The organism is Paenibacillus sp. sgz302114 (genome assembly GCF_056120345.1).
On sequence record NZ_JBVYOI010000001.1, the window covers coordinates 977,482 to 1,001,967 of the forward strand.

A 24,486-nucleotide genomic window follows, 5' to 3' on the forward strand; every position below is an offset into this window, starting at 1 on the left:
CTTATTCGTCCTAAGTCCATAGAGAAGAGAATCCGGGAGGGAACCTTATGTTTACGAAAGTTCTAATCGCGAATCGCGGCGCAATCGCCGTTCGAATTGAACGTACGCTCCGCAAGCTTGGCATTCAATCAGTCGCTGTGTATACAACAGCCGACCAAGACAGCCTTCATGTCGACGGAGCTGATGAAGCCGTATGCATCGGTGCAGGAGCGGCGAAGGAAAGCTACCTCGATATGGAGCGTATTCTGCAAACGGCGATTGATACAGGGGCACAGGCGATCCACCCTGGATACGGCTTCCTAAGCGAAAATGCTTCCTTCGCACGAGCTTGCCGCGAGCGCGGTATCGTGTTCATCGGACCTGCGCCTGAGCAAATGGAGATGTTCGGCCTCAAGCATTCCGCTCGTGAAATTGCGGAGCGCGCCGGTGTGCCGATGCTGCCTGGAACTGCGCTTATTACAGATCTGGATGAGGCGATTGCAGAAGCGGAAGTCATTGGCTATCCGGTTATTCTGAAGAGCACTGCCGGCGGCGGCGGGATCGGGATGCGGGTATGCAATGACGGGGCTGCGCTTCGCGCGGCGTTCGATGGCGTGCGCCACTTGGCGGAGACGAACTTCAAGAACGGCGGTATTTTTCTGGAGAAATATATTGCGCGGGCACGTCATGTCGAGGTGCAAATCTTCGGCAACCGCTTCGGAGAAGTTGCTGCGCTAGGCGAGCGCGACTGCTCCATCCAGCGGCGCAATCAGAAGGTCATCGAAGAGAGTCCTGCACCGAGCCTATCTGAGGAAGTACGGCAAGCGATGTTCGCTTCAGCGAAGCGGCTGGCATCCGAGGTTGGCTACCGCAGTGCGGGAACGGTCGAGTATCTATACGATCCTGAAGAGTGCAAGTTCTACTTCCTTGAAGTGAATACGCGGCTTCAAGTGGAGCATGGCGTGACGGAAGAAGTGCTTGGCGTCGACCTCGTGGAATGGATGGTTCGCGAAGCGGCAGATGAGCTTACTTCCATTGAATCGCTTGTGCAGCCGGCGAAGGGGCATAGCATTCAAGCGCGGATCTATGCAGAGGATTGCTTGCAGAACTTCCGGCCGAGCGCTGGCAAAGTCGACAAAGCGAAGTTCACCGAGCATGCCCGTATTGAAACATGGATTCGCGATGGTATCACGGTGACGACACTGTACGATCCGATGCTGGCGAAGATTATCGTTCATGGGGAGAATCGACTGGATGCAATCGGCAAGCTCGTTCAGGCGCTCGATGACACCCGGCTCTATGGCATTACGACGAATCTGCAATATGTGAAGGCGCTGCTTGGCGAAGAGGAATGCTTGAGCGGCAATGTATATACACAGTTACTGAATGGCTTCGAGCCAGCCGAGCATGCGATTGAAGTTGTTGACGGAGGCGTACAGACGACGGTTCAGGATTTCCCTGGCCGGATCGGACACTGGGATGTCGGCGTGCCGCCTTGCGGTCCGATGGACCCGTTGTCCTTCCGTATCGGCAATAAGCTGCTTGGCAATGCAGATGATGCTTCTGGGCTAGAACTTACACTGCGCGGCGGCTCGTATCGGTTCCGGGATGACATGTGGATCTGCTTGACCGGAGCAGATATGGAAGCAACGCTGGATGATGTGAAGGCTCCGTTGTATCAGCCGATCTTTGTTCGAAAAGGTCAGCAGCTCAGCTACGGCGAAGCGGCCAGCGGCATGCGCAGCTACTTGCTTATCGGCGGCGGCCTCGATATGCCAAAGACGCTCGGCAGTTCAGCAACATTCACTTTAGGAGGTTTCGGCGGGCACGGAGGTCGCGCGCTGCGTGCCGGTGACGTGCTTGGCGTGAACCGGAGCGGCAGCAATCCGCCGTCGGATATTCAGCTGCATGAGCTGGACCGTCCGTCGATTACCCGCTCATGGACGATCGGAGTCGTCCCGGGTCCTCACTGCACGGGTGAGTATTTGAAACCTTCCTATTTGAAGGAGCTGGCGAATACACGCTATGAAGTGCATTTTAACAGCTCCCGTACCGGTGTTCGCCTTATCGGCCCTGCACCACACTGGGCTCGTGAAGATGGCGGTCAAGCAGGACTCCATCCGTCCAACATTCACGATAACGCGTATGCGGTCGGCACGCTGGATCTGACTGGTGACATGCCGATTCTGCTCGGCCCTGACGGCCCAAGCTTAGGCGGCTTCGTCTGCCCGGTAACGACAGCATCCGCCGAGTTCTGGAAGCTTGGCCAATTGAAGCCTGGAGACAGTGTTCGCTTCCAGCTGCTGACGCTGGAGGAGGCTGATCAGCTGCGCAAGCTTCAAGATCGCAATCTCGAAGCGATCGGTCTCGCTCAGTGGCACCGTCTGGTAACTGTAACACTGCCGCAGCCGGAGCGTGAGCCAGAGCCTTCATATCCGCTCCTTGCTCAGGAGACGGAGAATCGCCGCTTCCCGATAACGGTTCGCTGCAGCGGCGACGAGAATATCCTCGTGGAATATGGCGAGATGGAGCTTGACCTCTTGCTGCGGTTTCAAGTACATGCGCTCATGCAGGCAATCGAAGCGAGCGGTACGATTCCTGTCCTTGATTTGACACCAGGCATCCGATCTCTGCAAGTGCACATTGATCCATCGTTGACCAACGTGCTTGAAGCGTGCGAACGTATTCTCGAGCTCGATGGCAGCTTGCCGGAGCTTGCTTCAATTACGGTACCATCGCGGATCGTGCGTCTGCCGCTCTCATGGGATGACCCGGCGACACAGCTCGCCATAGATCGCTATCAGAAGAATGTCCGTCCGGACGCGCCGTGGTGCCCGAGCAACCTCGAGTTCATCCGCCGCATTAACGGGCTGGATAGTATTGATGAAGTGCAGAGTATCGTCTACGACGCAAACTACCTCGTACTTGGACTTGGTGATGTTTATCTAGGCGCGCCGGTCGCAACACCGGTTGATCCTCGTCATCGTCTTGTGACGACGAAGTACAATCCGGCGCGGACTTGGACGCCTGAGAATGCCGTAGGTATAGGCGGCGCTTACATGTGTATCTATGGGATGGAAGGTCCGGGCGGCTATCAATTCGTTGGACGTACCATTCAAATGTGGAACCACCTTAACCGCGAGTCGTCAAGCTTCGAGTCAGGAAAGCCGTGGCTGCTTCGCTTCTTCGATCAAATTCAGTTCTATCCGGTCAGTGCGGATGAACTGCTGCAATTGAGGGAGGATTTCACGCGCGGACGGTTTGAGGCAGATATTACGGAGACGACATTCCGTTTAGGTGATTATCTTGAATTTTTGAATTCGATCGAGGAAAGTGCGGAGGCGTTCCGCGAAGTGCAGCAAGCAGCATTCACGGCTGAACGCGAGAGCTGGAAGGCGCAAGGCTTGGCGGAGTATGTCTCCGAATCGGCTGATCTGGGCAAAGAAACTGCCGAAGATGAGCTGCCGGAAGGGACGATTGCTGTACGCTGCACGATGCCAGGCAGTGTGTGGAAGGTGCTTGTAGAGCCGGGCCAAGAAGTGAAGAAAGGCGAGACGCTCATTATTGAGGAAAGCATGAAGATGGAGTTCTCGCAGACGGCTCCTTGTGACGGCGTTGTTGCTTCCATCTTCGTAAAGCCAGGCGACGAGGTGCACGCCGGACAACTGATTGTTGGTCTGGTGAAAGAAACGGCAAGAGAGGTGACGCCAGTATGACAGCGACTGTGGAATGGCCAGAACATTTGACGATTGGCTGGCTTCGCGAGCAATATGCCGCGAAGCGGATTGCGCCGGCTGAAGTGGTGGCGGAAGTGATTCGCCGATCGTCTCGAGACGAAGCGATGAATATATGGATAACACCGCCTACTGCGGAGCTCATCCAGCCTTATCTGGATCGGCTCTCGCGTTTGGATGCGGCGAGCTCTCCGCTGTGGGGAATTCCCTTCGCCATTAAAGATAATATCGACCTGGCTGGTGTGCCTACGACTGCTGGCTGCGATGCTTTCGCCTATACACCGGATTCGAGCGCTGCCGTCGTTCAGCGGCTCATCGACGCAGGAGCAATTCCAATCGGCAAAACAAATCTCGACCAGTTCGCCACCGGGCTCGTCGGGACGCGCAGCCCGTATGGAGAGACGCATAATGCGCTCCGCGAGGAGCTCATAAGCGGTGGCTCCAGCTCCGGCTCCGCAGTTGCGGTTGCTCGCGGGCAAGCGGTATTCTCGCTTGGCACGGACACGGCCGGTTCCGGCCGTGTACCGGCTGCGCTGAACGGCTTGGTCGGCTATAAGCCGAGTCTTGGCGCATGGCCGACCAAAGGGGTCGTGCCCGCCTGCGCGAGCTTGGACTGCGTGACCGTATTCTCACACAGCTTGGATGACGCGCTTGCAGTTGATCTAATCGCACGCGGACCAGAGGCAACGGACCCTTGGTCGCGGAATATACCGCAGCCGTTGACGGGTCCGCTGCCTTCCAAACTGTGCGTGCCGAGCGAAGCGCCATCGTTCTATGGGCCGTTCGCATCGGCTTATCGCGAAGCATGGGATCTGGCGCTGGATCGTGTAAGAGGGCTCGGAATCCCTCTTGTCGAGGTCGAGCTTGAGCTGTTCAATGAAGCGGCGTCGATTCTGTATGGCGGCCCGTGGGTTGCAGAGCGATGGGCAGATCTCGGTGCTTTCGTTGAGGCGAACTCGAGCGATGTATTCCCAGTGACGGAGCAAGTGCTGCGCACTGGCGCGTCGCCTGCATATACGGCGGCATCTGTGTTCCAAGCGGCTCACCGGCTGCAAGCTTTGAGACTGGCGGCACATCGTCTTCTGGAAGATGCCGTGCTGGTCCTGCCGACTTGCGGCGGCACATGGTCGCGCGATGATGTGCGCGACAATCCGATTGCAACGAACAGCGATATGGGGCGGTACACGAATCATTGCAATTTGCTTGATCTGTGCGCTGTCGCTCTTCAAGCTGGAGAGGCGGATGCAGATTTGCCATTCGGCATTACGATGTTCGCAACTGCGGTGAATGAGACGCTGCTGTGCAGCGCGGCGAAGCGGTTTGTTGAAGCGGAAGAGTTCGCTAAGACGTCGACTGAAACGGTGGTTCTTGATGCCATTTCCGATGCAGTCGCCGAAGAGACTGAAGGAAGACAGCACGCTGCCGCCGCTTCCCCAACCGCCGAGACGATGCTCGTCGCCGTCTGCGGCCTGCATATGCGAGGCTTCCCGCTAGAGAAGCAAATGCAAGCGTGCGGAGCAGTATTCGTGCGCGAGACGGAGAGTGCGCCGAGATATAAGCTCGTTAAGCTGCCGACGACGCCTGCAAAGCCGGGTATGATAAAGCAGGAGCAGGGCGGATCTGCGATTACGCTTGAAGTGTGGGAGATGCCTGCAGCCTCGTTCGGAGCTTTCGTCGCAGGTATACCGGCGCCGCTTGGCATTGGCAAGGTTGAGCTTGCCGACGGGACGGAAGTGTCTGGTTTCATCTGTGAGGCTTACATTGCTAGTCAATCAGAAGATATTACTGCTGCCGGCTCCTGGCGTAATGTTGTACATCAATAGCGCACTGCATTCACAAGCCGTTTCCTGTCCAATCATGGCGGGGGCGGCTTGTTCTCGTTTGATGCAATCGGCGCTATAATAGGGGGATCAGGAAGGAGAGTATCTCTTGATTCGCAAATTGCTGATTTCTATTATTGTGTTCATTTTGCTCCTTGCAGGCGCTGGTGCATTTGCAATCTGGTACGTGAAACCAGAGGAAGACTTGAATTTAAACTACGACCCGGTTCCGATCGTGGACCGAGCGCTTAGGATGATCCGTCATCTGGATACGGAATTCGTGCTCTCCGAAGCAGATATCAATAACATTGGCAAAGCTTCAATCCGCTTGCATCCCGAGTACAGCCCGGACATTCGAATCACCGGAGCGAGATTTGAACTGCAGGAGAATAAGCTTGTTGCACATGTGAATGTGATGTATAAGAAGCGGATTCCGGCAGGACTTGTCATTACGTATGGGCTGCAGTGGAACGAGCCCAATGTCGTTGCTGTTGTCGAAGAGGCGAAGCTGAGGGGGATCACGCTGAAGAAGAGTGAGTTTGACAATATGGAAATTCCGCTTGGCAGCGAGCTGCCGAAGCTGGTACATATACAGAAGTTGGACGTACAGGGGAAAAGCGTGGTCATTACGATCCGCAAGCCGACGCTGCGGGAGCTGCGAAGCCTTCTTGCGCAAGAGCTGAAGAAGCAGGTCGGCTGGACGGATTAGTGAAAAAACGAAGACTAGCGGAGTTTAGGCATGAGCGGGCGCAGCGTGCGGATGAGGAACGTCGCTGCAATGGCTTTGACCATATCGCCGAATAGGAATGGATAACAACCGGACACCATTGCTTTCTGGAACGAATAGTTCGCTTTATAGGCAAGCCATGGTACGCCTCCGATGTAAGCAAGGACAACGCTGAATAAGACAAGGCTGATGAATAGCATGATGACTTGATTGCGGGACAAGGACTTGGTACGCGCGAACAAACGGTCGCTGGCAAGTCCGATCAACAGCGCGGATATTGGGAACATCCATATGTAGCCGCCGGTGAAGCCGAAGATCGTCGACAGTCCGCCATTGCCGTGCAGAAGTGGCAAGCCTGCGGCCGTTAACAAGACGACGATTGCGATGCTCCAGAAGCCGTAGCGAGCGCCGAGCAGACCGCCTGCGAGCATGATGGCGAAGGTCTGGAGCGTAATCGGTACGGAAGTGAAGCCAAGCGGTATGCTGACATAGCCGAAGGCGATGAAGAGCGCTGCGAACAGGGCGGTAAACACAATACCGCGAATCCAGTATGTAGTTTCACTTTGTTTGCTGGCTGAGATTGGGGTGTGGCCTGCTGTAGCTTTTGTCGATTCCATTGTCATTTCTCCTCTCCAATGTTAACCTTGTTATCTAGTTGCGGTTAACAATTAAAATGTATCACGTGAATTCAATTTTGGGAAGAGGGAGTTTTGTGATCTTGCAGGCATCAGAAAATAGCTTGGTTCTAACAGATGTTAATATTGAGCGTATTGTTGAATCTGGTGAGGTTTCCCCTCGTCTAGATCATATTGATTTCTCCATTGCACCGGGCGAGTGGGTGAACATTGTAGGGACGAACGGAAGCGGAAAGTCGACCTTGGCAAGACTTCTTGCAGGGTTAACAATTGACGGCGTTCACGGCTCGTGGAATCGAGGATTTGCTGGCAACCGGCCTATGCCCTATGTCATGCAGACCCCGGATTCTCAGCTGTTTGCCGAAACGCCAAGGCAAGAAATTCGCTTCGCGCTTGAGTGGCAGGGCATTGAAGCGGATGAGATTATACAGCGTACAGAGCTTGTTCTGGAGCATACGGGGCTGCTTGCGATTGCGGATGTTCCGTGGAATCGATTGTCCGGCGGGCAGCGCCAGCTCGCTGCTGTTGCGGCTGCTTCCGCGGCCAGCGCACCGCTCATCGTCTTCGATGAAGCGACTTCCATGCTGGACGATCAATCGTGCGCAGAGGTCTTGCGTCTCGCGAAGGCGCTGCACTTGCAAGGAACAGCAGTCGTGTGGGTGACGCAGCGGCTGCAGGAGCTTGGAGGCGGCTCGCGGGTTGTCGCAATGAGAGATGGGCACATCGTGTTCGATGGATTAGGGAGGCATTTTCTATTTGGCCCTCAAGAAGAAGAGCTTCATCCGAACTCCTTAACTCCCTGCCAAGCTTGTGGACTGCGACTGCCTTATTTGCCAGCGTTAGCGCTTGAGTTAGGACGGCAAGGAAAGCTTGCTCGGCCTTATCCCGAGACAGCGGCGGAATGGGAGCAGGTGCTTGCGCGGTTATGAACAATGCGATTGGGAACCGAGCTGATCTCACGGTTCAAGGATTGAAATTTACCCTTGCTGGGGTACATAGAGAGAGTGAACGATCAAACGTTGATTCGCCGTCTGCGGAACCAATCGTTCTATCGCAAGGAGAGATTACGGTACTTCTTGGCGCCAATGGTGTCGGCAAAACGAGGCTCATGGAGATCATCGCAGGCTTGCAGGGGCCAAGCGGGTTAGACATACGTTACGGAGATACGGAATTATGGACGGATTCAACGCGAACTTCGATCCTCCCGCGTATGACTCGCCGTGTAAGATTGACACGCAACCCGCAAGCGCTGCATGCATACAGTTATTCCTGCCAGTCGCCTGAAGAGCAGCTCTTCGCGCGATCGGTTAAGGATGAGCTGCTCTTCACGCTCCGGCCTTATTGCTTGCGCGAATCCGAGCAGCAGGAACGAATAGCCATTGCGCTCGCTGCCGTCGGCTGGGACGAGCCCTGGCTTGCGCGCGACCCGTATTTCATGAGCGGCGGTGAACGAAGAAGAACCGCGCTCGCTTGTCTCTTCGCGCCACCGGCAGGTTGGCTGCTGCTTGATGAACCGACCGCAGGACTTGATGCCGATGGTCAGGAGCAGCTTAGCAAGCAGTTGAAGCGCTTCGCGGCAGAGGGGCAAGGTGTGCTGCTGATCTCGCACGAGAGCGACTGGGCGCTGCAGCTGGCAGACCGAATCATGCTGATGAAACAGGACGGCAGCGCAGTGCTCTGCACGAGAGAGACGCTGCTGTCAGACCCTGAATTGCTGCTCGAGGCCGGAATGGACGTGCCTGACTGGCTGCGGATCGCGCACCGGCTGGATCGAATGGGAATTTCAAGCGAAGCTGTATGGAGTCCGGCTGAGCTTGCAGGCGCGCTTCCGCAGCTGCAAGCTCAGCCGCCGGCTTCCGGCAACGTGGCTGCTACGAGTCTGGAAGAAGCCACTACCGTTGCTTCGCTAACTGAACAAAAAAGCAGAGCGCCTTTTCAAGCACGAATCACAGCAGATAAGCCGTCACCGCTAGCCAAGTTTGATCCGCGCTCGGTATGGCTGACTTACATCCTGATGTCCGCGGCTATCCTAACGCAATCGACATGGCTCGGTGTCGGCGTGATGAGCATTCTTACTGCTATTTGTATCTATGCAGGTCGCATCCCGCTGAGACGCTGGAGAAGCGCGATTATCGCACTTGCTGTATTCACGCTTACACTGTCTATCTTCGCTGGTATAGGTCCAACTGGGCATGGTGGCTATTTTAGCGGTAGCCAGTTCTTGGAATCGCTGCAGTCGCTCGTTCGGCCTTTTATTGCCATGCTCCTCGGTCTAGGTCTGCCGCTAGCCGTCACGCCGCTGCGTCTGCGCAGGTCGCTCGAACAATTGCTTGGCATTTGGGGAAAGGTGCCGCTATGGGGAACCAAAATGATTTTAACCGTCACGCTCCTCCTGAGGTTTATTCCGGTTCTGTTATCGGAATGGGAGCGGTTCGGCCGTGTCACATTGGCGCGAGGCAAGCAGACTCGTCGATCCGGGCGCAGCGCGATCCGTCAGCTGCGGGAAACAGCCGTTCCGTTCATGCTCGCGTTATTTCGCCTCGGGGAACAGGTTTCGGATTCGCTTGAAAGCCGCGGTGTCGGTAAGAAGCGTCAACCGACCTTGCTGGTCACAGAGAAATGGAAGCTGCGAGATACACTGCTTGCGGTGTGCGGACTCGGCATTCTGCTCTTTATCCGTTTGTAGAAAATAGGATTTTGCCTCGGAATCAGCTATGATAGAGGTAATGTGATTTCATAAAGGAGTGCATGGTAAGCTATGGGTATACCGCTTAAACCGAATTTAGACCGGCATTATACGATTCAATTGCTCGAGCAGCTGCTTTCTACTCCTAGCCCAAGCGGCTTCTGCATGAAGATCATGCGCCTGATTCATGAGGAGGCGTCTAAGCTTGGGTATTCGCTCGAGTTTACGCCTAAGGGAAACGGCATCATTACGATTCCGGGCTCCGATCCGAGAGAAGATGAAGTGATCGCCTTAACCGCGCATGTCGATACGCTGGGAGCCATGGTTCGTTCCATCAAGAGCAATGGCACCATTCGGTTCACTCCGGTTGGCGGCTATGCGATGCATTCCGTTGAAGGTGAGTACTGCCTCATTCATACGCGGGATGGACGAGCTTATGATGGAACGGTCTTGACGACGAAGCCATCTGTTCATGTCTTCACGGATGCTCGCGATCTGAAGCGCGAAGAAGCGAATATGGAAATTCGTATTGACGAGACGGTCAAATCGAAGGACGATGTGCTGAAGCTTGGCATCGGCGTAGGTGACTTTATTTCGTGGGATGCTCGGACACGGGTGCTGCCGAGCGGGTTCATTAAGTCGCGGCATCTGGACGACAAAGCGAGCGTAGCTGCAATCTTCGGTCTGCTGAAATGGCTGAAGGATGAAGGGAAGCAGCCCGTTCGTACGGTCAAAATCATCATCTCGACGTATGAGGAAGTGGGCCACGGCAGCTCCTATATCCCGCATGATATTACGGAAATGATCGCTGTCGATATGGGTGCTATGGGCGATGACCTGTCCACAACCGAGTATGACGTGTCGATCTGTGCCAAAGATTCAACCGGTCCTTATGATTATTTAATGACTTCTGCGCTTATTGATCTTGCGAAGCGTGAAGAGCTTCCCTATGCGGTTGATATTTACCCGCATTACGGCTCGGATGCATCCGCGGCGATGCATGGAGGAAGCAACATTAAAGCGGCGCTGATCGGCCCTGGCGTGCATGCTTCCCACAGCATGGAACGCACGCATAGTCATGCAGTGATGAACACCGCAGCGCTGCTGCTGGCGTACATTATGGAGCCTCGCGCATAGCGGAAACTTCAATTTTGGAAAAATTACGAGTAGACAACTCAGAAACGATCATTATATGATGAATGACGGGTGAATAAAAATGACAACTAATAATGTAGACAATACGAATGAGACGGAATTGCCGACAATTCCGGAAGAAGAGTTAAAACAGCTCATTCAAGCCCTATTAGATAATGGGCTGAAAGCACTCCGTTTTAAGTTTGAAGAAGACGGAGTAGATGGACAAGTAATGATGCATGAAGTTTACGGACCGTTATTTGTGTTCAAAGTTGAACGACTAAATGGCCGTAATGTCGTATGTGGATTCTTCATGCGAGAACTACTGAATATATTCCAAAACAATGATGATCCGGCATTGTGGATGGCTTCTTTCTTCTTGGATCTGTTCGACAAGGGTGGCGATCAATTGCTTCCTAGCCCTCCGCAAACAGAAGATGAAGCTAAAGGAATTATTGATCACTATCTCGTTCCGTATTGCGCGAAAGCGATTCGCGAGGAGTTTCCTGACGAGCAAGTGTACGTTGATCTCGACTTGAACGAGCAGCACGGAGCCGTTCTGGAAGCAGGCTTCCCTGCGATTAGCGATGGCAACAATATCTGTGCATTGCCGCTTCATATTCTTATGGCGCATCATCTGCTTAACCGTGATCCGGCTGAACCGATTATTCAAGGCTTATACCGCATTCGCGAAGAGCATGGCTTGGAATAGTTCAATGTACGAACATAGGTAACAAAAAAAAGCCTGAGTAAGGCTTTTTTTTGTTGCGTTATTAAGCGCTCACAGGCTGCTGAGTGCTCTGCTCCACAACCGGCTGCTTCTCCGCACGCATGTAAAGGATAAGTCCAATGATGATAAAAGCTCCGCTGATGAGCTGGAACCCGCTTACCATTTCGCTAAACAGCATCATGCCCAGAAGGCTTGCTCCAACAGGCTCCGCCAGCACAGACATGGAAATCGTCGTCGGCTTGACGTACTTGAGCAGCCAGTTGAAGATCAGGTGGCCGAACACAGTCGGCACGATGGCGAGCAGCAGGAACACGATCCATTCGCGCTGCGCATAATCCGTCATCGAGATGCCCATCGTAACATTGTAGATGAAGAAGCAGATTGTCGTAATGCCGAACACGATACAGCTGTACAAGTACGACGAGACGCGCTTCATAATTTGTTTGGCAAGCAGCATATTTACGGATACAGCGAGTGCGCCAAGAAAGGACAGCATGTCGCCGAAGAATGCGCGCGACGACAATACAATATCGCCTGAACCGATGCCCATAGCGCCGACAAGCGCGATGATCATGCCGATAATGGCGAGTTTATTCGCTTTGTCACGGAACAGGAAGTACGCCCCTACCAAGACGAATACTGGCTCGAGCGCAAGTAGGATAGTGGAACTTGCAATGGATGTGTACGTCAGTGAGGCCATCCAGAGCAGGAAATGCAGTGCTAGGAAGATGCCGGCGAAGACAAGCATGAGCCAATCTTTTCTCGAAATATGCTTCACGGCACCAAACTGTTTGGTACCGAAAGGCAGCATGAGCACGAAGGTGAACAGCATTCGGTACATACCTTGGACAGATACAGGCGCGTGTGAGTAACGGACTAGTATCGGCGCGAATGAAATTGCAAGCATGCCGATTAGCAGCGGGATGACAGGAGAGACGGGCAGTTTGGATGATGTTGGTGCTAGCTTCAAATTCCAGTTTCCTTTCTTACACGGGATCATGCTTAATATCTATAAAACGACCTACATCATTATGCACCTTAAGCAGATTCGCTGCAATAGTGTGAAAAAGTCAAAATGTGTTCATTTGTCGAAACCAAATGATATCTGTTATGCTTTTGATATAGGCAAGCATCCCTGCAGGTAAAGGAGAGAGATGAAATGGGTGTACCGACAGGAGTTTGGATTTCGGCAGCGATTATCTTGATATTACTCACTTGGATAACGATTTGGGTGACGAACAAAGCGTATTCGAGGCGATGGGAAGATCACGGCATGGAGAATGAACAGAAGGACAAGCATTAATTGACTCGAAACCAAAAGGTGTCATATAATCAAAAGCGAAACCAAATGGGTTCGCTTTTTTTAAAATCGTTACTGAATCTGCCAATATGAAAGAGGAGACGAAGTCTACATGGAAACACAGAATTCACTTCCAGATATTAACCAAACACTTACATTCAAAGCACCGATTCTCAAAGTATGGGACGCTGTCTCGACCTCGAAGGGGCTTAGCGCCTGGTTCATGCCGAATGATCTCGAAGCGGTTGTCGGCCACGAGTTCAAGATTGATGCGGGTCCTTTCGGCATCCAGTCTTGCATTGTGAATGAGGTTGAAGCGCCAAATCGTATATCCTTCGGTTGGGGGAAGGATTGGACGATTACGTTCATACTGAAAGATCTTGCTGACAACCAGACTGAATGCACGCTCATTCATGCTGGCTGGAGAACAGACATTATCGAGCACGGTATGCCTCATGCCCTTATCCGCGATCGGATGAACGAAGGCTGGACAGGTCTGCACCGTGCGCTCGGCAATTACGTCGAAGCTTAATATGGCGCTGCCATCCGGGAAGCATGATGTCTTTCAAGCGATTGCGGACCCTACCCGCCGTGAGGTGCTAAAGCTTCTTGTTGATCATGAAATGCCTGTCACCGCGATTTCGGGCCATTTTACCATTACACGTACAGCGGTTTCCAAGCATCTGCGCATTCTGGCTGAAGCGGGGCTTGTAAAGGAACGGAAGGTCGGTCGCGAGACGCGTTACCGCCTTGAGACACAGCCTTTACAGGAACTTAAAAACTGGCTGAATTACTATGAACGGTACTGGGAGAATAAGCTTTCTGCGCTGCAAAGATTCGTCGAAGCCGAAGATGAACAGCAATAATTAGGAAACCCGCGATTTACGTATCGCGGGTTTTTCTGTTACGCTTAAAGGGAGAGGAGCGTGCCTGACATGAATCCGAATTTGAATGTTGAAACAGCCACGATTCAGTATATTGGCCAAGTTGGCGTCATTATCCGCCGCAATGGATTTACGGTTGCGATCGATCCTTATCTAACCGATTCAGTGGATCGTTTGGTTACAGAGCCGGCAAATTTTTGGAAGCGCAATTATCCGCCGCCGGTACAGCCTGACAGCTTAACAGACATTGACCTCATTCTCATCACGCATGAACATTTGGATCATATGGATCCTGAGACGCTTCTGGCGATTGCAGAAGCTTCGCCTCGCTGTAAGATTGCAACTCCCCGAATATGTGCACCGATGCTTCGCGAAGCGGGCATTGATGAACATCGCCTGGTGCAGCTCAAGCATGGCGCGCCAATGCTTTGCGAGGCTGGGCTCATTATTCGCCCGATACCGGCATGGCATGAAGCACGGGAAGTCGACAACGAAGGCTGGGACCGTTATTTGGGCTATATGCTCGAATGGGACGGGCTCACGATCTACCATGCAGGAGATACGCTCGTGACAGAACAGCTCATTACGATATTGAAGACGTTTGACATTGATGTAGGCATGCTGCCGATTAACGGAAGAGATCTGTTTCGGGATCGGGCAGGCGTCATAGGCAATATGAATGCGCGTGAAGCGGCGGCGCTCGCGTGGGAAGTGAAGATGGATATGGTCGTGCCGCTTCATTTCGATATGTACCCGAACAACAGTGAAGGCATCAGCGGATTTGTGGAGGAGCTGTACCAGAAGTACCGCGGACAGAAATATCATATTTTTCAGCCTGGAGAGACGTGGATGGTTTGCCGTCCCCGCCGTGTATAACGCTCTAACAATTTCGTAAATGGCGCAAAATGACTCATTTCCCGCTTGAATGCCACGTATATTGAATGTACGGCAATGGCTTGGCTGCTCGCAGATCATATGGAGAGAGGGAGCAAAGCAGATGGAACGGGGACCGATACTCATCCTTACCGGAGACTACGGCTCAGGTCATATTCAAGCTGCGGCGGCGCTGCGAAATGCGATAAAGGCGACTCATCCGGAGCTTGCCACTATGGTTATGGATTATATGGCGCAGGCGCACCCGCTTGTGCATCCGTTCAGCAAATATATGTATTTGAACGGCGTGCAATCGTTTCCTCGTACTTATGGTTATATATACAGTAAGACGCGCGGGCTGAATCGACTGTCCAGCAGCCTCAAGTATATGCACGGATTCGGCCTTGGCAAATTTCTTGCTATGCTGGATCGAGTGAAGCCTTCGGCCATCATTGCAACATTCCCGCTGGCGGCCGGCGCTGCTTCCCTCATGAAGGTAGGCGGTTATTGCCATGCTCCGCTCATTACCGTCATTACTGATTTCACAGACCACAGCTACTGGCTTCACCCGCAAACGGACCTTTATATCGTCGGCTCTCAGGAAGTCGCGCAGCGCTTAACAAGGGTTGGCGTCGATCCAGGCCGCATTGCGGTCACAGGCATTCCAATCCGTCCTGATTATAGCCGCTCCTACGACAAACAAGCGATTCGGGCTGAGCTCGGATTGCGAAGCGAGCTGCCGACTCTGCTTGTCATGGGCGGTGGCAACGGCCTGATGGGGCAGGAAGTGACGGAGTCGCTATGCAGCTGGGTGCAAAGTCATGAACGTCCGGATTTGCAGCTCATCATCGTTTGCGGGCATAATGATAAATTAAAGCAGCAGCTTAGCCGGCTTCGTGAGGTTTCGCGCGTGCCGCTAGTCGTCACTGGCTTCACGGATCGTATCCCGGAGCTGATGGCAGCTGCCGATATTCTCATTACGAAGTCGGGAGGGCTAACGTCCTCGGAGGCGCTTGCTTCGGGGCTGCCGATGCTGATTTACAAGCCGCTGCCAGGGCAGGAAATTGACAATGCGAACTTCCTGCGTCATTCCGGTGCGGCGATGCATCTATCCGGTCTTGATGAGCTGAAGCGCGCTGTCCAGATGCTGCTTAACAACCCAGCGCATTTGGAGACGATGCGTCGCCATGCCCTGCGCGTCAGCAAGCCTTACGCTGCTGAATCAGCAGCTCAAATCGCAGCAGCACTTGTCTATCAGACGAACAAAATAACCGTATAAGAGGAGTAGTGGCGATTTATGAAATATCGGAGACTTGGCAAGACGGATCTCAATGTATCCGTTATCGGTATCGGTACATGGCAATTTGGAGGCGAGTGGGGCCAGGATTATACGCAGGATGAAGCGGACGCGATTCTTGACCGTGCTGCAGACCTTGGCATTAACTTGATCGATACCGCGGAATGCTACGGTGATCATCTGTCGGAAGCGTTCATCGGTGATTATCTTTCACGCCGGAAGCGGGAAGACTGGATCGTCGCTACGAAATTCGGTCATCACTTCCATGAGCGTTTCACCCGGACGGATAAGTTCGCTCCGGAAGACATCGTGCAGCAGCTTGATGCCTCGCTGAAAGCGCTGCGGACAGACTACATAGATCTCTACCAATTCCACTCTGGCCCAGACGCTGTATTCGATAACGATGAGCTCTGGACGGTGCTCGATAAGCAGGTGGCTGCGGGCAAAATCAGACATCTCGGCACATCCATCGGCAGCAACAGCAACTCGCATCAAGTGGATGCCTCCACAAAGGTCGGTTCGAAGGTGATCCAAGTGGTATATAATCGTCTGGATCAAGCTCCTGAGAAAGACGTATTCCCCTCCTGCATCAGACAGGATCTTGGCGTATTGGCGCGAGTCCCGCTTGCAAGCGGTTATCTCAGCGGCAAGTACAAGCCGGGTGCTGTGTTCGACACGACTGATGTGCGTCATCGCCACGACCAGGAGAGCACGCTGCTCAAGCTGCAGGAAGTGGAGCGGATCGCGAAGGAAGAGGTGCCGTCAGGCGTTGATATGGCAGCATGGGCGCTTGCATGGTGCTTGAAGCATCCAGCCGTAACCGCAGTAATTCCAGGCTGCAAGAATCCAGCTCAGGTCGATTCCAACGCAAGCGTCGTTGCGCTGCTTGAAGATTCGCATCCGCAAGATATGAAGCAATAACACGCGAGGGGCTGCCTGTTGTGAAGCTGATCATTAGCTTCCAGGGGCAGCTTTCTTTTGTCCCATAAAATAATAATTGAAGTACAACCCGTCCAGATGGTACGTTTATAGTTGATTATCGCTTCATGTGAAAGGCTCCGGGAGGTTGACACTTATGCTGAAACTGCGCAGAACAAGCTGCTTCAGTGCATGTTTATTGTTGGTTATCCAATTATGTTTTCTTGCGTCGCCCTCGCATGCGGAAGGGCTAACAAATGACGAACCGAATATAATATCTGAATCAGCTGTACTCATGGATGCGAAGACGGGAACCGTCCTGTATGCTCAGAACGCGGATAAGGAACAATTTCCAGCAAGCATCACGAAGATTGTGACCGGCATTGTAGCCTTAGAGAATGAAAGCGCTTTATCGACTTTGGTAACCGTCTCCAAAGAAGCGCGCGGCGAAGACGGCACACGAATCTACTTGGCAGAAGGCGAGCAAGTGACGCTGGAGAAGCTGCTGTATGGAATGCTAATGAATTCGGGCAATGATGCAGCGACTGCGATTGCTGAATATATGGATGGTACGAAAGCGAAGTTCGCAGAGCGGATGAACGCTTGGGTGAGAGAGAAGGCTGGCGCGGAGCATACTCATTTTGTTAATCCGAGCGGCCTACCGGATAAGACACAGGTGACGACGGCGCGAGATATGGCCAACATCGCAAGGTATGCGATGCAGAACGAGAAGTTCCGCCAGATCGTCGCGACGAAGCGGGTGCCTTGGGTCGGCAAAGAATGGACGTCCACGCTTATCAACCATAACGAGCTGCTCAAGGACTATGAAGGCGCAACCGGGATCAAGAATGGCTATACCGAAGCGTCCGGTTTTACACTAGTTGCATCGGCAAAGCGGGATGGGATGGAGCTGATCGGTGTCCTTCTGAAGTCGCCTTCGAAGGCGGTTGTATATAAGGATATGCGCAATTTGCTCGACTATGGATTTGCGAATTATGAGCTTCAGCAAGTAATAAGCAGCGATCAAGCATATCCATTTATGAGCGAGGAGCCTGCGCATTTTATCGCGAGAGAGCCGATGTGGGCGGTGATGCGTAAAGGGGATAGGCCGAGCGTGGACGTGACGGAGGACGGCGATGTGATGGTGACCAGCTCGCTTGGTACGGTCAAGGCGGGTACGATGGAACCGGTGAAGCCGACGGCTGAATCGGTGATTGCGGAGTCGCCGGAAGTAACTGCAGAGACAGCCAGTACTGTAGTCGCTAAGTCGGCTGATGCGTCAACAGAGCCCACGCGCGGGCAGAAGCTGTCGATCTTTTTTGTATGGATGGGCTTGCTTGTATATTTGGCAATTCTCGCTTATGTTCGATTGAAGCGTCAGCAGCATGAGCGCGGGCGTGGATTATAAAGCTTAAGCTTTTCCATATTTGACAAAGAGGTAATTTGGTGTTCGGTGGCGTATATATTACATGTAACCGTATCCAAAACGAGGAGATGGGCGCGATGAGAATTGTGGTGGAACAGTCGGCTGCACGCTGGTATATGAGAGAGTTGGATTTAACTAGTGGCGATCATTTGCGGATATTCGTTCGGTTAGGTGGCAGCGGCAGCGTTCAACCTGGTTTTTCGCTCGGAGTAATGAAGGATACACCTCGAAATCCAGGCCTGCATCAGGTTGTGGAAGGGATTACGTTCTACATGGAAGAGGACAATTTGTGGTATCTGGAAGAGAAGGATTTGTACCTGCGGTTTAACGATCATGAAGATGATATTTTGATGGAAATCGGATAATAGGGTAAGGACGGATATAGTCGAACACAAATAGGACGGTGCGCCTCACTTGTTGTATCACTTTAGCGAAGACCCGAATATCACATTGTTTACGCCGAGACAGCTGGAATATCGGCTTGACGAACCGGCGATGGTGTGGGCAATTGACGCTTTCTATGCAGTACATTATTACTTTCCGCGAGATTGTCCGCGGATCTGTTTATGGTCTGTGGAAGGGACGGCTGCTGAAGACAGAGAGCGGTTCTTCGGTTTGTCTGGTACGGAGAGGTTAATGGCGATTGAATCTGCTTGGCTGGATCGAATGCGGACGACGGTGTTGTACCGGTATACGTTTGATGATGCAGATTTCGAGTTGTACGATGCGAATGCGGGTTACTACACGGCGAAGAAGGAAGTGAAGCCGCTCTCGGCCGAGCGGATGGATGATCTGCTTCAGTGGATTGTAGACGCTGGTGTGGAGCTTCGCGTTACGCCGAGTTTGCAGCAGCTACGAGATGCGGTGCTGACGTCGACGGTGAATTTTTCTATGATACGGATGAAGAATGCAATGTTGACGTGAGGGCAGGCTGCTATAGCTTGCCCTTCTGTTATTTGTCAGGCTATAATGATTCATCAACGTTTACAGGGCGTGAGTACGATGGATTTCAAGAAATATAAGACTTTCCAGGTTGTCGCCGATACGCTTAACTTAACGCGGGCGGCAGATCAGCTCGGTTACACGCAGCCAACCATTACGCTGCAGCTCCAGTCATTGGAGAGCGAGCTTGGCGTGACGTTGCTCGACCGGGTGGGGAAGAAAACGTATTTGACCCCTGCGGGCAAAGTAGTGAAGCAGTATGTAGATCAGACGTTTGCGCTCATGGATGAAATGGAAGCCGAGCTGCGCAAGCTTGATGACCCTCATGGTTTGCTCACCGTCGCGGCGCCTGAATTTTATTGCACGCAATATTTGTCGCTCATCCTCCATTCCTATATTTCGGAAAATCCGAAGGTAAAGCTGCAGCTGTTCTCCTGTGACAGCAACGATGCGATGAAGAAGGTCGCGGTGGGTGAAGCAGACTTGGCCATCATCGCAGGACCTTGCGATTCCCCGCAGATGGAAACGATGCCCCTTGGCAAAGAAGATCTCGTGCTCGTGACGACGAAGGAGCTCTTCGAGCAGCATGATACGCGGGAGCTGCTGGCGTCGTATCCGTTCATCACGTACAAGTCGGGTTCCAACATCCAGCGGCTGGTGAACGAGTGCTTGCAGGATTATGGCATCACGCCGGACAAGTACATCGAATGTGTGTCCGACGAGACGATCAAGCGGACCGTGATGTACCACACAGGCACAGCCCTTCTCGGATCGGCACTCGTCGAAGAAGAGCTTCGCAAAGGCACGCTCGCCGAGATTCACCGCTTCCCCGGTGTTATCGAAACGTCCATGGTCATCCTCAAAAAACGTGCCGACGAGCAAAATATCCGTTCCTTCTCCGAGATCGTGCAGCGGATTTGGAAGGAATGGGGATAGACGGCTTCGCGCAGCGGTAAGATTATGTTAAACCTCCAGTTCTCGCATGATTGCGGGGAGTGGAGGTTTTTTTTGCGTCTTCTTCAACTTACGTTCAGCCGGCGAGACCCTGCAACTTAAACTCTGAAGATTGTGGCGGACCAGCAAGTTGGGTGACTGTGGCGGACCTGCAACTTCGGCGAGAGGGAGGCGATGTGCACGGGTTCCGACCGTTTCTTGTAATCGTGTAATTTGAATTAGTTATCAGAGGTGATAACACGATTACAAATACGGACGCTACCGCTTCTCCACTCCGCACAGATGGGCCCATAATCGCATGTTGAGAAAGGGTTTTCCCGCTCTGAGGTAAGCTTGTTTCCTACACGTCACATAGTTGAAGTTCAGTCCAACTTCCATTCCTACAAAGTCGCACTCCTCTAAAGCAGTTCTCCCGCGATCCGAAGTCGAAGAGATGGGCATTCGTCAAAGTGGATTAAAGTTAATTCATTCAGAAACAACTATCCCCTCGAAAGCAGCACAAAGAGTGGAGAAGCGCCAGCGTCCGTATTTGCAATCGCAAGCTATCCGCAGGAAATAGTTCAAAGCTTACGATTATAAGAAACGGTCGGAACCCGTACTGCTGCCCTCCCACGCGCCGCGAGTTGAAGTTAACCTAACTAACTATTCCACAAAGCAGCACTCTCCTCGAGAGCAGCACAAGAGAGGGAAGCAGTGCGGAGTGGAGAAGCGCCAGCGTCCGTATTTGTAATCGTAAGATATCCTCCGGATATTGTTCAAAGCTTATGATTACAAGAAACGGTCGGAACCCGTACTGCTGCCCTCCCGCGCGCCGCGAGTAGAAGTTGCGCTTACAAGCTATTCTACATAACAGCAATCCCCTCGAAAGCAGCACAAAGTGGGAAGCGGTGCGGAGTGGAGAAGCGCCAGCGTCCGTATTTGCAATCGTAAGCTATCCGCAGGAAATAGTTCAAAGCTTACGATTACAAGAAACGGTCGGAACCCGCACTGCTGCCCTCCCGCGCGCCGCGAGTAGAAGTTGTTCTTACAAGCTATTCTACATAACAGCAATCCCCTCGAAAGCAGCACAAAGTGGGAAACGGTGCGGAGTGGAGAAGCGCCAGCGTCCGTATTTGCAATCGTAAGCTATCCGCAGGAAATAGTATAAAGCTTACGATTACAAGAAACGGTCGGAACCCGCACTGCTGCCCTCCCGCGCGTCGAGGTTGAACAACATGGTATAGCCTTTAACCGACTCGAAGCATAAGCATTTCCAATCGTAATCATTGATTTATTCAATTTTTTCGCGAAAACGGGCTATGTTACAATACATGTACACGAAAAGATGGAAGGAGTGCTGCACATGAACGCGGTGAAGAATAACAACATTTCCATTATTGGTGTACCGCTGCAATACGGCGCAGACCGTAAAGGTGTCGACCTCGGACCGGATGCGATCCGCGGCGCGAATTTGCATGAACGACTGAAAGCGCTTGGCTTTAACATAAATGATTTAGGCGACCTCGCTGTCCACCGTATGCTCACTGCTCCCCAAGAAGGCGAGAAGCTGAAGCATCTGGGCGAAATCGTACGCGTCAATCAGGAGCTGTGCGAACGCGTCGCGAGCGAAATGGGCAAAGGACAATTCCCGCTGGTGCTGGGCGGTGACCATAGCATTGCAATCGGAACGATCAAGGGCGTGCTGCAGCACGTGAAACGGCTCGGCGTTATCTGGTTTGACGCGCATACGGATGTGAATACGCACGAGACGACCCAGTCCGGCAACATTCACGGCATGTCGCTCGCTGCCGCCCTCGGCTACGGACATCCCGATCTCGTTAACATTGGCGGTGCGGAAAACAAGCTGCTTCCGGAAAATGTCGTCATTATCGGAGCGCGCTCGATCGATCCAGGCGAGCGTGCATTCCTTAAACAAAAAGGAATACGAGTGTTCACGATGCATGACATCGACCGCAATGGGATGAAGCAGGTGATGGAAGAGGCGATGGAGATCGTCACGAACGGAACCGATGGCGTACACCTGAGCCTCGACCTCGATGGAATGGACCCAGGCGTAGCGCCAGGTGTAGGTACTCCGGTGAACGGCGGCATGTCGTATAGGGAGAGCCATTTTGCGATGGAGCTGCTGTTTGAACGCAATATTCTTGTATCTGCGGAGTTTGTGGAAGTGAACCCGATGCTCGATCAGCATAATATTACAGCCGTTGCGGCGGTTGAATTGATCGGCTCTGTTTTTGGCGAACGTATCCTGTAGGTGCATACGATACAGGAGATAAGTATAGAGGAGAGTGGCAGTATGGAAACGACAACAAGCCGCATTATCGAGCAAACGGAGCGTTTCGGCGCGCATAACTATCATCCGCTGCCAATTGTCATTTCAAAGGCGGAAGGTGTGTGGGTCGAGGATCCGGAAGGCAACAAGTTCATGGATATGCTGAGCGCTTACTCGGCTCTTAACCATGGTCACCGCCATCCTCGTATTATCGCGGCGCTCAAGGAGCAAGCGGATAAAGTGACGCTCACTTCGCGTGCGTTCCATAACGACCAGCTCGGGCTGTTCTATGAGAAGCTGACGTCGCTGACGGGTAAAAGCATGATTTTGCCGATGAACACAGGCGCAGAAGCGGTAGAAACCGCTCTGAAGGCGGTTCGCCGCTGGGCTTACAGCGTGAAGCAGGTGCCTGAGAATCAAGCCGAGATTATCGTGTGCGAAGGCAACTTCCACGGACGGACAATTACGGTCACTTCGTTCTCCTCCTCGGATGAATACAAGCAAGGCTTCGGCCCATTTACACCAGGGTTCAAAATCATTCCTTACGGCGACATTGAAGCGCTCAAGGCCGCGATTACGCCAAACACGGCTGCTTTTCTGGTCGAGCCGATTCAAGGAGAAGCAGGCATCGTGATGCCGCCTGAGGGTTTCCTCTCTCATGCGTCAGAGCTATGCAAGGCGAACAATGTACTGCTCGTGGCGGATGAAATTCAAACCGGCTTCGGACGTACGGGCAAAATGTTCGCGAGCGACTGGGAATCCATCGTCCCTGACATGTACATCATGGGCAAAGCACTCGGCGGCGGCGTTTTCCCAATCTCGGCTGTAGCAGCGAATGAAGATATTCTCGGCGTGTTCAGTCCCGGCTCGCACGGATCCACGTTCGGCGGCAACCCGCTCGGCTGTGCGGTTGCGATTGCTGCGCTCGACGTGCTTCAGGACGAAGAACTGGTGAAGCGCTCGAATGAGCTAGGGAATTATTTTATCGAGCAATTGCGTCAAATTAACAGCCCTGCCATAAAAGAAGTTCGCGGCCGTGGCTTGTTCATCGGAGTTGAATTGCACGGAGAAGCACGTCCCTATTGCGAGAAGCTGAAAGAACTTGGTATTCTATGCAAAGAAACACATGAGACGACCATTCGCTTCGCGCCTCCGCTTACCATTTCGAAGGAGCAGCTCGATTGGGCGATCTTGCGCATTAAACAGCTTTTCTAAGTAGAGGACGGTGCAGAACATGACAGAATCGACAAACTCAGCAAACCGCACGAAGAAGCTAAGCTTAATTCATGTGCCATTCGGCCTTGGAGCCGGCCGTCCTGGGACGGAAGAAGGTCCGGAGAGCATGGTGCAGGTCGGCCTCATGAGGCAGCTTCGCAAAACCGCTTATGAAGTTGCAAGCGAGCATAAAGTGAAAGTACCCGCCCAACCAGCGGCAACAGCAGGAGATCATAACGGCGGTGTGAAGCATCTCGCTGAAGTGAAAGAGATGGCGACGCTCGTTGCGGAGCAGGTATCGCTTGAAGCGAGCAATGGGCATCTGCCGCTTGTGCTTGGCGGCGATCACAGCGTGACGATAGGCGCGCTCGCCGGTATGGCTGCGCAAGTGGGAAAGCTAGGCGTAATCTATTTCGATGCGCATCCTGGCCTGCAGACGGAAGAGTCTCATCCATTGGCTCGTATGGGCAGCATGTCGCTATCCGTTGTACTAGGCAAAGCAAAGTTGAAGCTGGCAGAGGTGAATCGTGATGTTCGCGAGGGAGCAATCGACAAAGCGAACGTTGTCCTGATCGGCGTGCGCGACGTGGAGCCGGAAGAGCGTGCAATCATTAAGGCTGAGGGCATTACCGTATTCTCCATGCATGAGATTGACCGTATGGGAATCGAGAAAGTAATCTCGAAAGCAATGGAAATCGCTGGTAACGGCACGGACGGCATTCATGTTAGCTTCTCCGCAGACTGTCTTGATCCGATTGAAGCGCCAGGTGTTGACATGCAGGTTCCGGGCGGTCTGACGTACCGGGAAGCGCATTTTGCGTGTGAGCTGCTCGCAGAAACGGGCCTCATTCGTTCCATCGACGTTGTCGAAGTGAACTCCAAGCTGGATGAGAGCAGACGGACAGCTCGTCTCGCTATTGGACTTATTGCATCGCTACTCGGGAAACGCATCCTGTAAAG

Annotated in this window: 22 protein-coding genes; 20 read left to right on the top strand and 2 right to left on the bottom strand. The window is 52.9% G+C overall.

Annotated features, from left to right (window positions below; translation table 11 throughout):
• Positions 1-47: 47 nt before the first annotated feature.
• From uca to AC0LWF_RS04525, 3 genes are all read left to right on the top strand, one after another.
• Complete coding sequence (uca, locus tag AC0LWF_RS04515; RefSeq protein ID WP_474650340.1) at positions 48-3,695, top strand: urea carboxylase; 3,648 nt, start codon at positions 48-50, stop codon at positions 3,693-3,695.
• Positions 3,692-5,536 (top strand): allophanate hydrolase, encoded by a 1,845-nt coding sequence (gene atzF, locus AC0LWF_RS04520; protein WP_474650341.1) that lies wholly within the window; start codon positions 3,692-3,694, stop codon positions 5,534-5,536. The genes uca and atzF overlap by 4 nt, the downstream gene beginning before the upstream one ends.
• Positions 5,537-5,642: 106 nt before the next feature.
• On the top strand, positions 5,643-6,242 hold the full coding sequence (locus AC0LWF_RS04525) for a hypothetical protein (RefSeq protein ID WP_474650342.1): 600 nt from the start codon (positions 5,643-5,645) through the stop codon (positions 6,240-6,242).
• 14 nt (positions 6,243-6,256) lie between these two features.
• Here the strand turns inward: AC0LWF_RS04525 and AC0LWF_RS04530 are convergent, their stop codons facing one another.
• The gene (locus AC0LWF_RS04530) at positions 6,257-6,877 is read right to left on the bottom strand and encodes a biotin transporter BioY (RefSeq protein WP_474650343.1); all 621 of its coding nucleotides are present in this window, start codon (positions 6,875-6,877) and stop codon (positions 6,257-6,259) included.
• A gap of 101 nt (positions 6,878-6,978) precedes the next feature.
• On the opposite strand from AC0LWF_RS04530, the gene AC0LWF_RS04535 reads away from it, so the two are divergent.
• From AC0LWF_RS04535 to AC0LWF_RS04550, 4 genes are all read left to right on the top strand, one after another.
• Entirely contained in the window at positions 6,979-7,824 is an 846-nt protein-coding gene (locus AC0LWF_RS04535; RefSeq protein WP_474650344.1) for an energy-coupling factor ABC transporter ATP-binding protein, read from the top strand.
• Positions 7,821-9,581 (top strand): ATP-binding cassette domain-containing protein, encoded by a 1,761-nt coding sequence (locus AC0LWF_RS04540; RefSeq protein ID WP_474650345.1) that lies wholly within the window; start codon positions 7,821-7,823, stop codon positions 9,579-9,581. The genes AC0LWF_RS04535 and AC0LWF_RS04540 overlap by 4 nt, the downstream gene beginning before the upstream one ends.
• Before the next feature lie 72 nt (positions 9,582-9,653).
• The gene (locus AC0LWF_RS04545; RefSeq protein ID WP_474650346.1) at positions 9,654-10,718 is read left to right on the top strand and encodes a M42 family metallopeptidase; all 1,065 of its coding nucleotides are present in this window, start codon (positions 9,654-9,656) and stop codon (positions 10,716-10,718) included.
• 79 nt (positions 10,719-10,797) lie between these two features.
• A complete protein-coding gene (locus AC0LWF_RS04550) occupies positions 10,798-11,427 on the top strand; it encodes a hypothetical protein (RefSeq protein WP_474650347.1) in 630 nt (209 codons plus the stop codon).
• Positions 11,428-11,488: 61 nt separating this feature from the next.
• Here the strand turns inward: AC0LWF_RS04550 and AC0LWF_RS04555 are convergent, their stop codons facing one another.
• The gene (locus AC0LWF_RS04555; RefSeq protein ID WP_474650348.1) at positions 11,489-12,415 is read right to left on the bottom strand and encodes a DMT family transporter; all 927 of its coding nucleotides are present in this window, start codon (positions 12,413-12,415) and stop codon (positions 11,489-11,491) included.
• Between the two features lie 189 nt (positions 12,416-12,604).
• Here AC0LWF_RS04555 and AC0LWF_RS04560 point away from each other — a divergent pair, with 189 nt between their 5' ends.
• The 13 genes from AC0LWF_RS04560 to rocF (AC0LWF_RS04620) all read left to right on the top strand — a co-directional run bounded on the left by AC0LWF_RS04560 (position 12,605) and on the right by rocF (AC0LWF_RS04620) (position 24,484).
• Complete coding sequence (locus AC0LWF_RS04560) at positions 12,605-12,748, top strand: hypothetical protein (RefSeq protein WP_474650349.1); 144 nt, start codon at positions 12,605-12,607, stop codon at positions 12,746-12,748.
• A gap of 109 nt (positions 12,749-12,857) precedes the next feature.
• Positions 12,858-13,277, top strand: coding sequence for an SRPBCC family protein (locus tag AC0LWF_RS04565; RefSeq protein WP_474650350.1), 420 nt, complete (start codon positions 12,858-12,860; stop codon positions 13,275-13,277).
• A 1-nt stretch (position 13,278) separates the two neighbouring features.
• Positions 13,279-13,611 carry an ArsR/SmtB family transcription factor gene (locus AC0LWF_RS04570; protein WP_474650475.1) on the top strand — a complete coding sequence of 111 codons (333 nt, stop codon included), beginning with the start codon at positions 13,279-13,281 and terminating at the stop codon, positions 13,609-13,611.
• 69 nt (positions 13,612-13,680) lie between these two features.
• Positions 13,681-14,505 carry an MBL fold metallo-hydrolase gene (locus tag AC0LWF_RS04575; protein ID WP_474650351.1) on the top strand — a complete coding sequence of 275 codons (825 nt, stop codon included), beginning with the start codon at positions 13,681-13,683 and terminating at the stop codon, positions 14,503-14,505.
• A gap of 121 nt (positions 14,506-14,626) precedes the next feature.
• On the top strand, positions 14,627-15,781 hold the full coding sequence (locus AC0LWF_RS04580; RefSeq protein WP_474650352.1) for an MGDG synthase family glycosyltransferase: 1,155 nt from the start codon (positions 14,627-14,629) through the stop codon (positions 15,779-15,781).
• An 18-nt stretch (positions 15,782-15,799) separates the two neighbouring features.
• Positions 15,800-16,720: an aldo/keto reductase gene (locus AC0LWF_RS04585; RefSeq protein WP_474650353.1), complete on the top strand. Its 921-nt coding sequence runs from the start codon at positions 15,800-15,802 to the stop codon at positions 16,718-16,720.
• A 154-nt stretch (positions 16,721-16,874) separates the two neighbouring features.
• Complete coding sequence (locus AC0LWF_RS04590) at positions 16,875-18,125, top strand: D-alanyl-D-alanine carboxypeptidase family protein (RefSeq protein WP_474650354.1); 1,251 nt, start codon at positions 16,875-16,877, stop codon at positions 18,123-18,125.
• Between the two features lie 95 nt (positions 18,126-18,220).
• Positions 18,221-18,508, top strand: a complete 288-nt coding sequence (locus tag AC0LWF_RS04595; protein WP_090573549.1) for a HesB/YadR/YfhF family protein — start codon at positions 18,221-18,223, stop codon at positions 18,506-18,508.
• 49 nt (positions 18,509-18,557) lie between these two features.
• The gene (locus tag AC0LWF_RS04600) at positions 18,558-19,067 is read left to right on the top strand and encodes a DUF6886 family protein (RefSeq protein ID WP_474650355.1); all 510 of its coding nucleotides are present in this window, start codon (positions 18,558-18,560) and stop codon (positions 19,065-19,067) included.
• Positions 19,068-19,145: 78 nt separating this feature from the next.
• Complete coding sequence (locus AC0LWF_RS04605; protein ID WP_474650356.1) at positions 19,146-20,021, top strand: LysR family transcriptional regulator; 876 nt, start codon at positions 19,146-19,148, stop codon at positions 20,019-20,021.
• A 1,360-nt stretch (positions 20,022-21,381) separates the two neighbouring features.
• A complete protein-coding gene (gene rocF / locus AC0LWF_RS04610; protein WP_474650357.1) occupies positions 21,382-22,293 on the top strand; it encodes an arginase in 912 nt (303 codons plus the stop codon).
• Between the two features lie 42 nt (positions 22,294-22,335).
• Positions 22,336-23,526: an ornithine--oxo-acid transaminase gene (locus AC0LWF_RS04615; protein ID WP_474650358.1), complete on the top strand. Its 1,191-nt coding sequence runs from the start codon at positions 22,336-22,338 to the stop codon at positions 23,524-23,526.
• A gap of 19 nt (positions 23,527-23,545) precedes the next feature.
• Positions 23,546-24,484, top strand: a complete 939-nt coding sequence (gene rocF, locus AC0LWF_RS04620) for an arginase (protein ID WP_474650359.1) — start codon at positions 23,546-23,548, stop codon at positions 24,482-24,484.
• The last annotated feature ends 2 nt before the right edge of the window (positions 24,485-24,486 follow it).